Annotated in this window: 10 protein-coding genes; 8 read left to right on the top strand and 2 right to left on the bottom strand. The window is 60.0% G+C overall.

Annotated elements, in window-relative coordinates; translation table 11 throughout:
* The first annotated feature begins 9 nt into the window (after positions 1–9).
* Positions 10–1,002, top strand: coding sequence for a TauD/TfdA family dioxygenase (locus R4P64_RS28765; protein ID WP_317823575.1), 993 nt, complete (start codon positions 10–12; stop codon positions 1,000–1,002).
* Positions 1,003–1,085: 83 nt separating this feature from the next.
* On the opposite strand, the gene R4P64_RS28760 is transcribed toward R4P64_RS28765, so the two are convergent.
* The gene (locus R4P64_RS28760; RefSeq protein WP_317544499.1) at positions 1,086–2,087 is read right to left on the bottom strand and encodes an MBL fold metallo-hydrolase; all 1,002 of its coding nucleotides are present in this window, start codon (positions 2,085–2,087) and stop codon (positions 1,086–1,088) included.
* Between the two features lie 300 nt (positions 2,088–2,387).
* Here R4P64_RS28760 and R4P64_RS28755 point away from each other — a divergent pair, with 300 nt between their 5' ends.
* The 7 genes from R4P64_RS28755 (at position 2,388) to R4P64_RS28725 (ending at position 13,394) form a co-directional block, all read left to right on the top strand.
* A complete protein-coding gene (locus R4P64_RS28755) occupies positions 2,388–3,488 on the top strand; it encodes an LLM class flavin-dependent oxidoreductase (protein WP_317823572.1) in 1,101 nt (366 codons plus the stop codon).
* Positions 3,489–3,586: 98 nt separating this feature from the next.
* A complete protein-coding gene (locus R4P64_RS28750) occupies positions 3,587–5,680 on the top strand; it encodes a hypothetical protein (RefSeq protein WP_317823570.1) in 2,094 nt (697 codons plus the stop codon).
* Positions 5,673–7,184, top strand: a complete 1,512-nt coding sequence (locus tag R4P64_RS28745) for an ATP-binding protein (protein WP_045071461.1) — start codon at positions 5,673–5,675, stop codon at positions 7,182–7,184. The genes R4P64_RS28750 and R4P64_RS28745 overlap by 8 nt, the downstream gene beginning before the upstream one ends.
* Positions 7,181–10,105 (top strand): Z1 domain-containing protein, encoded by a 2,925-nt coding sequence (locus R4P64_RS28740; RefSeq protein ID WP_317823568.1) that lies wholly within the window; start codon positions 7,181–7,183, stop codon positions 10,103–10,105. Before R4P64_RS28745 ends, R4P64_RS28740 begins: the two co-directional genes overlap by 4 nt.
* Positions 10,106–10,138: 33 nt before the next feature.
* Positions 10,139–10,993 carry a ParA family protein gene (locus R4P64_RS28735; protein ID WP_092807616.1) on the top strand — a complete coding sequence of 285 codons (855 nt, stop codon included), beginning with the start codon at positions 10,139–10,141 and terminating at the stop codon, positions 10,991–10,993.
* On the top strand, positions 10,990–11,481 hold the full coding sequence (locus R4P64_RS28730) for a hypothetical protein (RefSeq protein WP_317823566.1): 492 nt from the start codon (positions 10,990–10,992) through the stop codon (positions 11,479–11,481). Before R4P64_RS28735 ends, R4P64_RS28730 begins: the two co-directional genes overlap by 4 nt.
* A gap of 62 nt (positions 11,482–11,543) precedes the next feature.
* A complete protein-coding gene (locus tag R4P64_RS28725) occupies positions 11,544–13,394 on the top strand; it encodes a TerD family protein (protein ID WP_317823565.1) in 1,851 nt (616 codons plus the stop codon).
* A 174-nt stretch (positions 13,395–13,568) separates the two neighbouring features.
* Here R4P64_RS28725 and R4P64_RS28720 read toward each other — a convergent pair whose 3' ends face one another.
* Positions 13,569–14,339, bottom strand: coding sequence for a hypothetical protein (locus tag R4P64_RS28720; RefSeq protein ID WP_317823563.1), 771 nt, complete (start codon positions 14,337–14,339; stop codon positions 13,569–13,571).
* Between the last annotated feature and the right edge of the window lie 139 nt (positions 14,340–14,478).

The following is a 14,478-nucleotide window of genomic DNA, read 5'->3' as shown; positions in this document are numbered from 1 at the left end:
GAGAATTTCATGTCTATCACCGAACTCGAACGCGTCGCACTCACCCCTGAAGAGATCTACGCCGCAGGCGGAATCACCGTCCACAAGGTGGGTGAGCTGATCGGCGCACGTATCGACGGCGTTCATCTCTCGGGTGATCTGTCCGCGGAGACCGCGTACGCAATCAACTACGCTCTCGCCGCCCATAAGGTTGTTTTCTTCCGCGGGCAGCAGCATCTGGACGACGTGTCGCAGTACGAATTTGCCGGCACGCTCGGCACGCAGACCACCACCCACCCGACGCTGAAGTCTGCCGACAACAAGCTGTTGGTTATCGACGGTGCGGCCAGCAGCTGGCACACCGACGTCACATTCATCGACCGTATCCCGAAGGCATCGATCCTGCGCCCCACCACAATTCCCGAGTACGGCGGAGCAACGACCTGGGCTTCCACGACGGCCGCGTACAACCAGTTGCCGCATTCGCTGAAGGTTCTGGTCGAGAACCTACGGGCCGTGCACACCAATGCGTACGACTACGCCGAGGCGTACGACTACTCCGAAATTGTCGACAGGGTGAAGCAGGGCGAGGGCGAGCGTCAGACCAACTACGGAGAGTTCACTCGCGAGATCTACGAAACGGAGCACCCGGTGGTTCGCATCCACCCGGCAACCGGGGAGAAGACCCTGCTTCTGGGCCACTTCGTGAAGGAGTTCGTCGGGCTCAAACCGTCGGAGTCGGTTGCGCTGTTCCAGCTACTGCAGGCACGAGTTATCAAGTTGGAAAACACAGTTCGTTGGGCCTGGGAGGCGGGAGATCTGGCGATTTGGGACAACCAGGCTACCCAGCACTACGGCGTCTCCGATTACGGAACCCAGGCGCGCAGCGTGCACCGGGTGACGTTGGCCGGGGACGTGCCGGTGGACGTCCACGGCGAATCCAGCCGCATCATCAAGGGCGACGCGTCCGAGTTCTCGATCGTCGCGGACATCGAGCGGCTCCCCGGGTTTGCCGCGAACTGATCTGATAGAAAGCGTCTGACAACGAGCGCGTTTGGTGGCCGATTGTGCGGTCACCAAACGCGCTTCGTTGCGTTCAGGTCATCTCAGTACGTGCGGGCGAACAGTGCCGGTTCCGTATCGGAAACCTGCGTAACCTGCTCGCGCGCAACCAGATGACGCAAATGTGCGGCACCCTCGGACAGTGCCATGGTCTTGCCCATCGGGGAGATATCGGACCACGGCTTGTACCACTTCATATGTGCCGCAACATCCCACACCGTCAGCTTCTGATCGCCGAAGGCCTCGAGTAGGTGATCCAGGCGTTCTTCGTGGTGCTCGATCAGCTCACCCGCGCGGCCACCCACGCTGTCGATGGGGATGCCGTGTGCGCCGAGTCCACGCGTGATGTCCATGGTCTGGACGCGTCGTAGAGACGCGAAGAAATCGGCCAGGGCGTCGCGTTCCTCGAGGGGGTACGTGAAGTTGCCGACGTGCGGCGTTGTCTTCTGCAGGACGTGGTCGCCGGTGAACATGACGTTTGCGTCGTCGAGATAGAAGCAGACATGCCCGGGGGTATGGCCTGGTGTGTAGACAACGCGGAGTCCGCGACCGGTGAGGCTGATGATCTCGTTGTCCGAGAGGATCCTGTCGGGAGCGGAGTCCGCGCTCGTCGGCGGGTTTCCGTCGGCTGCCTGCCGGAATGCTTCGCGATCAGCTTCCGGGGCTCCGGCCTTGGCCATGTTGGACAGCTGGTAGGCCATCCACTCTTCGCCCTTGCTGCTGGCCATCTTGTTGAACAGGTCGTGATCGTCCTCATGCATCGCGATCCAGGCACCCGACGCCTCACGCACGCGACCACACAACCCGGTGTGATCCGGATGGAAATGGGTCACAACAACGCCTTCGATATCGGTGACCGAATGACCGATCTCCGCCAACCCGGCATTGAGGCCCTGCCAGCCGTTGTCGTCGTCCCAACCCGCATCAACCAGGATCAGGCCGTTCGGGGACTCCATCGCGTACACCAGCGTTGCACCGAGTGGGTTGTCGGTGATGGGCACCGGAATCTGGAATATGCCATCGCCGATGGCAGCTGCACCGTTCATCTGTAGTACCTCGTTTACCGATTAAGGAATCTGTTTCTATGTCCTTCATGTTTACCGTGCGCTCGATTAGCCCGTGACGCAGGTCCTACCTGGCGGGAATGTGTGACCGTCGGAGTGCATTTCGGATCGGCGAGAGTTTAACCTTCCTACTTGTCGGTATTTGTGGAGAACTGTTGAAGCAGTGCATGTTTCGTTGTTCTTCCGGCTTGAGGGTTGCGCTGCCACGGCGGTTCGCTGGAGGCAAGCGAACTAGCGTGTCGAGGGACAGGCGCCGTGCGGCGGTCTCGAGAAAGACGGGTCATGCGTTTTCAGGTTCTGGACATCATCTTCAACCCACCCCATCCAGGGACCGGAGAGGAAGTAACACCCTCTGACCGACTCAATCGCGTGGTCGAACTCGCCGTTCTCGCCGAAGAGCTGGGCATCGACTCCTTCTCGGTGGGGGAGCGTCACGCCGGCCCGGTGCTGTCCTCTGCGCCGACGGTCATCCTGGGTGCAATTGCGCAGGCCACAGATCGAATTCTGCTCTCGACAGGCGTCACCGTCCTGTCGTTGCTGGACCCGATTCGGGTGGCCGAGGACTTCGGAACCATCGACCAGCTCAGCCGCGGGCGCCTCGAAATCGTGATCGGCAAGGGAAACGAGGTGCTGCAGTACCCGCTGCTCGGACTCGATATCTCCAAGCAGTACGAATACCTGACCGAGAACTACGAACTCCTCAAACTGCTGATCAGCGAGGAAAACGTCAAGTGGGTGGGTACCCACCGGCCCTCCCTCGAGGACGCAACGACGCTACCGCGTCCGTACGACGGGCCTTTCCGCATCTGGCACGGGTCCGCGACGTCCTTCGAGGCAGTGGAACTTGCAGCGAAGTGGGGAGATCCCATCGTTACGGCCAATGCGCTCCAGCCCCGCGAGAACTACAAGGTGCTCATCGACCACTATCGCGAGCAGTATCTCGCTCACGGCCACGATCCCTCCCGTGCGTACGTCGGCTCCGGCTCGGGTGGGCTGTTCCTCGCTGACACGACCGAACAAGCCGTCGAGGAATTCCGTCCCCTCTACGAGGGCGCTGTCGCGCAGCAAGACAAGCGGAAGCACGACCCCAAAGCAGTCGGTAAGTCCACGAGCTTCCGGACCATCGAGGAAGCCGTCGACCGTGGCCCCGCTTTGGTGGGCTCCTCGGAGCGTGTCGCCGAGAAGATCCTGGACTACTACGAGAGTTACGGTCACGACTTCCAGTCCGTATCCGTCAATCACGTCCTCGACTTCGAGCAGCAGAAGGACACGTTGCGCCGTTTTGCCGAAGAAGTGATTCCCCTCGTGAAAGCGGAAGTGTCGACCAACCTGTGGAGCGTCGGCGACGAGGATCGGGCGAAGGGTTTCACCGCAGTCGACTGAGCAGGTGAGCGTAGTCAGGTCCGACGCTGCGACGAGTCACAGCCTGCAGTAGCTTATTACCGACATCGTGGTCGGTTTTACACTGCAATGAAAGTTCTGTGAGTGGGAGTAGTGCGTTGACGTTGGGTGTGAACTCGCTACCCGCGACAGAACTGTCGGACACGCTCTGGGTCGATATTCTCCCGTGGATGGACGACTACGTGTCTGACCGTGCCGCCTTGCTCGAACCGTTGGCACCGTCCCCGGACTGGTGGTTCAGTGAGTCGCCGTCGTTCACCGTTCTCGAGGTCGATCTCGAAAAACTGCTGTCCGAGTTGGCGTCGCTGTACATTTCCCACCACTCGTCGGCGGTTCTGAAGGAGAGTTTCCCGCTCCTCGATCCGACTGTGCCGATCAGTGCCCTCGCGCTCGATACACGGGCTGTGACGTCGCTGGCCCGTTTGGCCTCACAAGGGAACGTCGGCGACCTGCTGACTCACGCCACCGCTGAGATTTTTGGTGTTCGCGGCACCAGCGAGCAGACAGTTCACGATGTGGTTCTGAGCTTGCTGGTGTGTGCGGTGATGACAGATCCGCGCTCGCGCATCGAGACGCCGGACGACGGAGCCGCCCCGCCCGCGATCACGGCCTTGCTCGACGATCTCGAGCAGCTGGCGATGTGGCGACGGGTCCGCGGACAGGATGCGCGCCCGCTCGTCACTGTCGAGATCGATGACGAGTCGCCGGAACCCATCCAGGAGCTGGCTGCCCGGATTTCTGCGTTGACACCCAACGATCTACCTGCCACGGATCGTACCGACGCGATGGACGAGATCGACAACCTTTTCTCGCAACTCGACGAACGCGAGTCGATAGTGTTGCGGGAGCGCATTGTGGCGCCGGTGCCGCAGCGACGCGGAGCGGTTGGCGCGAAGCTTGGTGTGGGTTCGGGACGGGTAGGGCAGATCGAGGCTGAGGTGAAAGCCAAGATCAACGACGCCTGCGGGTTCGGAACTGCCGTCGGAAATCTGCTTGCCAGCTTGCGGGTCGAGATTCAGCCGGTCGCGTTGCTCGAGCGCCTTCTGGAACTGCATCCGAGCATTGCTGCCGAAGTGCCCGGGTATGGCGTTCCACTGTGGTTGGTTCTCGATCGAATCGACGACTACTTCGAGGTCACCGATGGTTGGGCCGCCGCGCCCGGCGTTGCGGCAGCAAAGAAGCGTACGCAGACATTGCTCGAGGACTTCGAATCACCCAACGGCGTAGTTGCTCTCGGCGACGTTGCCGATACGGTGTCGATGTCTGCCGGCGAACTCGAGAAATGGCTCACCTGGTGCGGAATCACCGTTGTTTCCGGGTCCGCGTTGACGAGGGCGCGTCGAATCTCCGACCTGGCAGTTGGTGCCCTGGAGGCACTAGGGACGCCGAAGACGGTTCCCGAGTTGGCGGCGCTGCTGAAGACGGATCGCACCGAACGGTCGATCGAGCGGGCCCTCGAATCGGATGATCGCGCCGTCCTCGACGCCGGTTTATGGCACCTTCAGGCGTGGGGTAGTGCGGATTCCATTGTGGAAGAGCCTGTTCCGGAGCAGAGCGAGTTCAACGTCGGCGGCGACGGAATTGTTCGACGTAAGCGCACACGCGATACTGCTAAACCGCCGGAGCAGACGCGTCGCCTGTACCGCTCCGGCAATGTCTGGCGATACCGTACGGCGGTCACGGCCGAGCACTTGCGAGGTTCGAGCTTTGCGGTGCCCGCCGGCCTGGCGGTCGCAGCTGGTTGTGCGCGCGGCGAGAGCGTGGAGCTCGAGAGTCATCTTGGTGTGCAGGCTGTTCGGTGGAGTGGTGCTCAGCCGACCTTCGGCACGATCCGCCGGTTCCTGCGTGAGTTGTCTGCTGTTGTGGGCGAGGACATCTTGCTCGAATTGTGGCAGGACGGGACGTTCCGGGTGGTGCGTCCGGTTGTTGTGCATGCCGATGTCGATCCGTTGCGGCAGGCACTTGCCGAAATCGGAAACCGCGAACCGTTGCGCACCGCTGATCGGCACGTCGTGCGTATTCTTGCCGAGGCGGTGAGTCTTCCCGGGGAAGATCGGCCGCGAAAACTGCTGCGAGTCTATGAAGATCGAGGTGAGGACATAATCCTCGATTTGTTGGAAGCGGCCTGGGTCCACTCCGACGTATCGGCGGACTCGGAGATCGGCGATGCCTGACATCTCCGAGGTCTCGATCGTCGGAACCCAGGCGCTGACGGCTGACGAATCTCTCGCCGGTGCAGTGGGATTGCACCACACCATCACCACGGCCCTCGCCGACCTGGTGGACAACAGCCTCGACGCCGGTGCTGCGCACGTGTTGATTCGCTTTGTGCAGGACGGGACTCGAATCGTCTCGATGCTCCTGATCGACGACGGCTGTGGAATGGATGCCGTCACCATCGATGCAGCGATGACATACGGGCGCCGACGCGATTACGGCGCCGCAGATTTGGGTCATTTCGGCGTTGGTATGAAGGCCGCATCGTTGAGTCAGGCGAGAGTGCTGCGGGTGTGGTCGAGGCGCTCGGGTAATTCCACCCAGGGCCGTGAGATCGACTCTGGGCAGGGACGCCAGGCGGTTTCGGTAATCGACGAGGGGGAGGCAGTTGCTTTCTTCGACGCCGTCACACCTCGTTTTCCGTTCGAGGCCGGCACTATCGTCGAATGGCGCGGGATCACAACCTTTCTGATGTCTGCGAACGCGGACGAGCAGACCAGTTGGCTCGAGCAAACCATCAACGATGTGCGCAGCCACCTCGGTGTGGTGTTTCATCGATTGATCGAATCCGGCCGAGTTGCGTTGACTGTAGATGTCTTCGATGTCGCGGCTGGGCGGGCAGGGGCGTTGCGCTCGGTTGGCGCAGTTGATCCGTTTGCCTATCCGCGCACTGGTTCGCCGAATTACCCTCGACAACTGACTGTGTCGATCAACGGATCGACTCCAGTTGCTCACGCCCACATCTGGCCGGCGCGGAGCAATGCGCCGGAGTTTCGGCTGCACGGTGCACCAGGCAGGGATCAGCAAGGTTTGTACTTCTATCGACATGACCGACTCTTGCAGATCGGTGGCTGGAACGGGATTGTTCGCGGTCGTCCCGATTACGGATTGGCCCGCGTCTCGATCGACCTCGACGACAATGTGTTGCAGCACATCACGATCAACCCCGAAAAGTCGGGAGTCACTCTTGACGCCACTGCAACGGCTGCCATCGACGGCGGAGTATTCGCTGATGGAACGGCGAACTTCCGTTCCTATCTCGATGACGCCGAAAACTCCGTCCGCGCAGCGCGCAGCCATCAGCCCCGGCCCATCAGCGTCGTAGAACCTTCTTCTGGTCTTCCCGAGGATGTGCTCGATTCTTTCAGCGACGCATTCGAATTCACTGTTGGCGCCGACCCTGTTGCCATTGGATGGCGAGCATTGGCACGGGATCAATTCTTCGAAGTAGATCTCAAAACCCGCACCTTGTGGATCAATGCGCGTTTTCGGCGCGACCTGCTAGGGCGCCGAAGTCTCGACAACACGGACGCACCGGTGCTGAAGTCGCTCATCTATCTGCTGGTCGGTGAAATGTTCGAGGGTGTCAGGATCAGCGCGCGGCAGAAGGAAAAGATGCAGGCGTGGCAGGAAGTCCTGATCTCTGCAATGGCGGCACATCGAGAGCAGGTAGCGCAGTGAGCGAGGAAGTCTTCCGTGCCGTGGCACGCGAACTGGGCGACGGGTTTCCACCTGAAAACGTTCTGTACCCGGTCAATGCGCGGTTGCGGGCCAGCTTTCCCGACGGGTTGACCATCGCCGACATCGTTGACGTCTTCCTGGACGACAGCGCTGTTGCCGTGCGTACCGCTCTGCGGTCACGATTGCGTCAGTGGGATGCCGAGAGTGTCGAAACGTGGGTAGGAGCCACCGCCGCGCAGAGCGACGAGCGTCGAACTCTGATCTACGAATTGCTCGGACTGCCCGCTCAGGTGCACGACGACCTCAGTGCGAGGTTTCCCCGCGACGGTGGACCAGTGGTCATTGCGGCTCAGCAGCCGTGGGATCCCTGGTACACCGCCGAGCGGCGGCGCGAGCATGACTTCTACTGGCGTGCGTACAAGCGTGTTCTGGCGGACAAGAATTGGGACGATGCGACGATCGGCAAACTGGATGTAGCCACCACTGAGGTCGTTCACCGGCTCGCCGACCCAACCCGGCCGGAGCCGTATCAGTCCAAGGGGCTGGTGGTCGGGTACGTCCAGAGTGGAAAAACGGCGAATTTCAGTGGAGTAGTGGCCAAGGCGATCGACGCCGGCTACCGATTGGTCATCGTCTTGACCGGCACGATCGAGATTCTGCGGAGCCAGACTCAGCGACGTCTCGACATGGAACTGGTCGGCCGTCAGAACATCAGCGCCGGCGTCGACGACGACTACACCAATGACGAAGATTGGCGCGCGGGGAACTTTCTCGAGCACGAAATCGATCCCAACAAGACAAACGAGATTCCGGCAATCCGTCGACTCACCACGTCGACGTTCGATTACAAGAGCCTGCTTGCGGGCTTGAGCGCGTTGCACTTCGAGACCGTCGATCACTCACTTCCGCTCAATGATCCGAAGAATCTGTACCCCAGCAATATTCGGATCGCTGTTGTCAAGAAGAACGTCTCCAGTCTCAAGAAGCTGGTCGCGGATCTGAAGAAAGTCCCCACCGAACTCGAGCAGATCCCGGCTCTGATCATCGACGACGAGGCCGATCAGGCGTCGGTGAACACGATCGATCCGAAGAAAATGGAAACCGAGCAGATCGAGCGGACTGCGATCAACGGTCAGATTGCCGAGATCCTCGGTCTTCTCAAGCGGGCTCAGTACATCGGTTACACCGCAACACCCTTCGCCAATGTGTTTGTCGATCCGGAAGACAGTGTCAACGTCTTCCCTTCGGACTTCATCGTCAGCCTCGAGCGGCCCGGCCCGTACATGGGTGGTGCGGACTTTCACGATCTCGACGATGTGGATGACGATGACAAGACGCCGGCCAATTCGAACGAGAAGGCATACGTACGGGATCTTCGAGCCGAGTGCGACGAGGATCGCTCAGCCGAGCAGTTGCGAGCGCTCGACTCGTTTGTCCTGACCGGGGCAATCAAACTATTCCGGGAATCAAAGGGCGCCAAGTCGTATCGGCATCACACGATGCTGGTGCACGAATCGGTGAAGCAGGCCGAGCATGACGCCGTAGCCGACGACTTCAAGGCCTTGTGGCAATCGGCCGGATACAGCCAGGCCAAGAGTCTTTCCCGGCTGGACAAGCTCTGGGCCGAAGACTTCGCAGTGGTGAGTGCGGCTCGGGGCAGTGAACTGGAGAATCCTGGTTCGTTTGCCGAGTTGGAGGAATTCATCGGCGCTGCCTACGACAAGATTTCCGAGGGAACCAGCCCCGTTATCGTGGTCAATGGTGCGGCCGAGAAGGACTACAAGCAGGATTCCCTCGACTTCCAGGAACGCGGCGTCTGGAAGATTCTCGTCGGCGGTACGAAGCTGAGTCGAGGCTTCACGGTCGAGGGACTCACCATCACGTACTACACCCGCAGAACCGGCCAAGCCGACACGCTGATGCAGATGGGTCGATGGTTCGGTTTTCGTCCAGGCTACCGAGACCTGGTGCGGCTGTTCATCGGTCGTACGGTCGGCGGGCCAGCCGGTGCCGAGTACGACATGTACAAGGCGTTCGAGGCTATTGTGCGGGACGAGGAAGAGTTCCGGCGTGAGCTCACCAGGTTTAGCGGTGTGAACGAGAATGGCGAGCCGTGGGTTACCCCGCGCGATGTGCCGCCAATGGTGTTCCAGCAGCTTCCGTGGCTCAAGCCCACTGCGCGGAACAAGATGTTCAACGCCGAGCTGGCTTATCGCGGTATGGGTGGCGAGAGTTTCAGTTTCACGATGCAGCCTCCGCGCGGTGACGGCTCGATCAATGCCCGACATTTTGCTGCCGTCGGTCCGGCGTTGAAGTCGCTCGGCGATTCCGGGACCTTCAACTTTGTGGACAAGGACGATGTTGTGCGGTCCTTCACAGCACGGTACGGAATCGTCCCAGCTCCCGTTGTTCTGGATGCAGTCGATCAATTCGAGTGGGCGACGGGCTGGAACTTCGGTCCGCATCGTGAAGCGCTCGCGGCGGCAATCGAATCCGGGTTGCTCGAGGATTTTGCCGTTCTTCTGCCACAGCCGAAGACGCGTGAACCCATCGAGATCAAGGGCTGGCACGAGAAGCTTCCGATCGTCAATCGCAAGCGTCAAGAGCGTGAGTATCGGACGGGGTTCACCGGCACCGCCGTTCGCGAGCGTGATGCTATCGAGCACATTGCCGGCAGCCCGAAGAAGAACGGTGGGCCACTTGCCGGGGCGCTGCACCGTAAGACTCGCGGCGCGTTGATTCTGGTGTTTGCCAATGATCCGGGTCCACGTCAGTTGAAGCGGGCACAGGCTGGCCCGGTGGATTCGCGTGACTTTGCGACACTGATTTCGTACGCCCTGCCGCAAGCTGCGGAACCATTGGGGCGGATCGGGTTTCGAGTCAAACAATCAGGGACAGGTGCGATAGTCGATGCAAACTAGGTGTGTAGTGGTGAAGGACAGGGACGGATTCTGATGGCAAAGACCATTGCGACAATCAACCTCAAGGGTGGCGTCGGTAAGACGACGATCACGGCAGGGTTGGCGGAGTTCATGTCGCTCGAATTCGGGCAGCGTGTGTTGCTGATCGACCTGGATGCCCAGATCAACCTCACCACCATGATGATCAGTGAGGATCACTGGCTCGAGCTGAACAAGAAGGGGCTCACCAGCGCGACCATCTTCCGTGACGCGGTTGAGGGTACGTCGAACTTCGATCTGCAGGGGACAATTCAGAAGTCGGTCTCGCCGGTCAAACACGTGACTGGCGTAGATCTGCTGCCCTCGTCGCTGGACTTGATCGAGCTGCAGGAGGAGATCAGTGCCCTTCGGGTGGCTGACCGCAGTTCCACCAAGCCGGTCGAGTTGCTACGCGATGCCGTGGCTCCCGTGATGGATTACTACGACTACGTGCTGATCGACTGCCCACCCAACCTGGGCCCGATCACGCTCAACGGGTTGGCGATGGCCGACGGCTATGTCATTCCCACGATCCCGGATGTGCTTTCCACTTACGGCATTCCGCAGATTCAGACTCATATCGCCAAGTTCGGCAGGGAAATCGGCCGTGAGCTCTTCGAGTTGGGGCTGGTGATCACCAAGTACAAGTCCAATTCCGCCGTGCACCGGACCACCGTCAGGAATCTCCGACGCGACCCCAACGTCCCACACGTCCTGCCGGAGTATCTCGCGGAGTCGAATCAGATTGCCGCGTCAGCTGAGTTTCATCCGTACGGCACCTTGAAAGTGAAGTACGGAAACGCAGGTCAGTTCGATCAGATGCGTGCAATTACGCAGAACATTCTCACGGAAGCGCAGGCGAAGCTATGAGTGCGGGTATCGATGAAGCGCGTCGTCGGGTGCAGGTGCAGGAAACCGGTGCAGCGCTCCTGAAGTTGGGAGCAACCAACGCCTCAGCATCGGTGTTGCTGGCCAAGCTGGTTCAGGTAGTCGCGGAGGAAGCTGCCCGTACCCCGCGCTTCGCGAAGGCAATCGAAGAGGCTTTTGCGGTTCCATCGGATGGAGCGACGGTTGCGTTGCCTGCTGCTGCGCCGGCGCCGCGTCGTCGTGCTGCTGCCCCGAAGGTGAAACGGGAGCCGGGGGCTTTCGACCCGTTCGAGGTCTTCAAGCTCGATGGGGAAGAGGTTCTCTTGGAGCGTCTTTCGGCCCTCGACGCAGACGGTATCAAGGACATCATCGCGGAACAGGAAATGGATACGCACAAGGAGACGGGCCGCAAGCGCAAGGTTGATGTGCTCGCAGTCTGGACCGTCGAGCGGGTGAAGGCACTGACCTCGAAGGGCAGTGCGTTCCGGTAGGTCGGGGACCTGATTTGCAACTGGCTCGTCTGTTTTCACTGTTGTCTGACGGAGGTATTTCAATGACCAGCACGCTTCGCCAAGCAGAGAGCTACCGACTGCCGGGTGATCACCGCTGGGTGGTTGTCGATGTCGAGACGTCAGGCCTACGGGCAGCGTCGCATCGCGTGCTCAGCATCGCTGCATTGGTTCTTCGAGAAGATGGCACTGTTGAACAGCAGTTCTCGACGCTGCTCAATCCGGGGTGCGATCCGGGACCCGTCCACATCCACAACCTGACGCCTGATCGTTTGGCTGGCGCCCCACGATTTGAGGACATCGCCGACGAGTTCGCTGAGTTGTTGTCCGGTCGAACCATGGTGGCGCACAATGCGTCGTTCGATTATGGCTTCCTCGACGCAGAGTTCCAGCGTGTCGGCTCCGGAGCCCCGGTCGATCAGCGTCTGTGCACGCTTGCTCTGGCGCGTCGATTGGAGCTGGATGTACCGAACCATCGCCTCGAAACCTTGGCAGAGTACTGGAAGATCGAACAGTTCAACGCGCATGATGCGTATGACGACGCACGGGTGCTTGTCGATGTCTTCGGGCGGAGCGCAACACTCGCAGAATCACTTCAGCTTCCGCTGCCTGTGGTCGGTTGCAATGACCGTCGTGTCACTGTCTACCCACAACAGATCAAGCGGATGCCGTCGTCGTTTGCCAATCCTGGGCGCCTGGATCTTGCGCACGGCCTGGTTCAGGGGATGAAGGTTGTTATCAGCGGATCCACACGTACTCCTCGAATTGCGTTGGCAGCCCGCCTCACCGAGGCAGGGTTCGACGTGATGAACGGAGTTAGTCGACAGACGAGTGTTGTGGTGTGTGAGAACCCCGCGTCGCAAAGCGGGAAGGTGCGTAAGGCCGGCGCCAACGGTATCCCCGTCATCTCGGAGCAACAGCTCGACGAACTGTTGGCGCGAGCATTGCCGGGTGTGCTCAAGACAGATAGCGCTCCGATCGTAGTGTCACTGGTCCCGGAAATCGTTGTGCCGGTGCAGTCGCTGGATGGGCCAGCCCCTGTTGTCCGGTCGCCAATTGCAGCTGCCTCACCAGATCCGAACCGAAAAGCGAAGGCGTGGAATGGCCGTCGGGTCCTGATTCTTGGTGGCAGTCATCTCGACGGTGTGATTATGCGGTCACGTCTTGTTCAATTAGGTGCCAGGCCATCACTCAATCTGACCACTGCGGTTACTGACGTCTTGATGCTCGACGGAGGCCAGTCTGACAAGCGGATGGCTAGGGTTACCGAACGAGGGCTCCCACAGATAGCCGAGTCCGATGTCAACGAGGCGTTGGTTTCCGGTGTGGTTCCGGAGCACATGAAGCTTGAATCACGTTTGTCTGCACCTATTTTGATTCGTGGCGAGGCTATCGATCTTCCCGCAGCTCGGTCGGCGTGGTCGGTCAATGTTGCGTGGCGGGCGGAGAACGTCGGCGGAGAATTCGATGTAGACGTGGTCGCCTTCCTTCTTGATGACACGGACAATGTCGACTCCGATCAAGACTTCATTTTCTACAACAACGTCGCGGACGAAGATGGCGCAGTTGAGCTTTCCGTTGACGGGGACAGCGAGCAGAGTATCCGGACAGATCTCGATGCGTTACCTGCCGAATGCCGGCGGGTTGTGATCGCAGCTGCTGTCGACGATGAAAAGACGTTCGGCGACCTGGGAGCAGTCACTGTCAGCATCGACGGCCCCGACGGAACATTTGCGACGTTTGTACTCGATCTCGGGACAGTCGAACGCACCATGGTGCTTACCGAGATCTATCGCCGCGGAGATGTCTGGCGTCTGCGCGCCGTTGGTCAGGGTTACGACCATGATCTTGGTGCAATGGCAGTCGGTTACGGCGTTGAGGTGGACGAGGACTGATCACGTTCGCGGGACGCACTGCCAGGCGCGGTCACTCGCAACCTTGTGGACTTCGATATCGATACCATGTCGAATTCAAAGGCGGCGATACTCCGGAGCTCGTGGAACTAAAATCTTCGACAATTCGACAGCTCGACCATTCGCTGCCATCTCAGGTGTTGCGACTCGCGTACTTCAGAACAAGGTGGGCATTGCACGTTCGCCGTGACGAGCTTCGGCAACGCGAGCAGTCCAGCGCTTGACAAGCCACATCTCAATCAGCTCTGGGTTTGTCAGGGTTTTGGTTGCCCATGAGGTGACCAACTGGTTGTAGCGGTGATAGCGACGCAACGTAAAACTGCTGACGGATGGATCTTCCAGCCAACCTTCGTGTATCAGGGTCGAGACACCGAATTGGTCGATCAATTGTGCGCGGCCGCCCTCCACTGAGACTTCAGCAGCCCACATGAATGCCGACAGGAGAGAGACCCCAACGCCTGGTGTCATTGGCCACCCCGACCACGTGTCACGGTGGATATTCGGCATGGTGCGGGTCTTGATGCAGTAATCGAGGACAGTCTTGATCGTCTTCAAAGGATCGTCACCCTCAGCGACCTGCGTGCTGAATACGTCAGGGAATCTGCGTTTGAATCGGCGACTGCGGTGAGCACTTTGCCAAGCCGCGCACAGAAATAGCAATCCGAGTCCAGCATGGTCTGCGGTAAAGAGCTCACTGCCGGGTCGAAGGTCGTTGCGCTGCACGGTAGCCAGACCAGACGTGACAACCTTGCCGTCGTCGTCTCGGCCGTATAGCTGGATCTCGTGCTTGGCCTCTCTTAGGTGGGCATTCCACCAGTCCAGATCCACTCGGGCTCCATCGTCGAGTACATGCAGATCGTAAGTCCGTGTCTGGCACCATTGAACGCACGCCTCTGGCGTCTCGAATCCGTCGTCCTCGATATGCATGTGGGCGATCCTGGCACGTCTCACCGACATATCGCTCGAGGTGGCCGGCGTGGCGCCGGGATCGAGGTCGTTACCTCCGATAACGTGAACGCCAGTGCGTGTGCATGAACATGTGGGGGATAGGACGCCTGGGTGACTG

The organism is Rhodococcus sp. IEGM 1366, from assembly GCF_033142425.1.
Lineage (GTDB): Bacteria > Actinomycetota > Actinomycetes > Mycobacteriales > Mycobacteriaceae > Rhodococcus_F > Rhodococcus_F globerula.
Note: the sequence above shows the minus strand (reverse complement) of the source record. Positions and strands in the feature narration are given on the sequence as shown.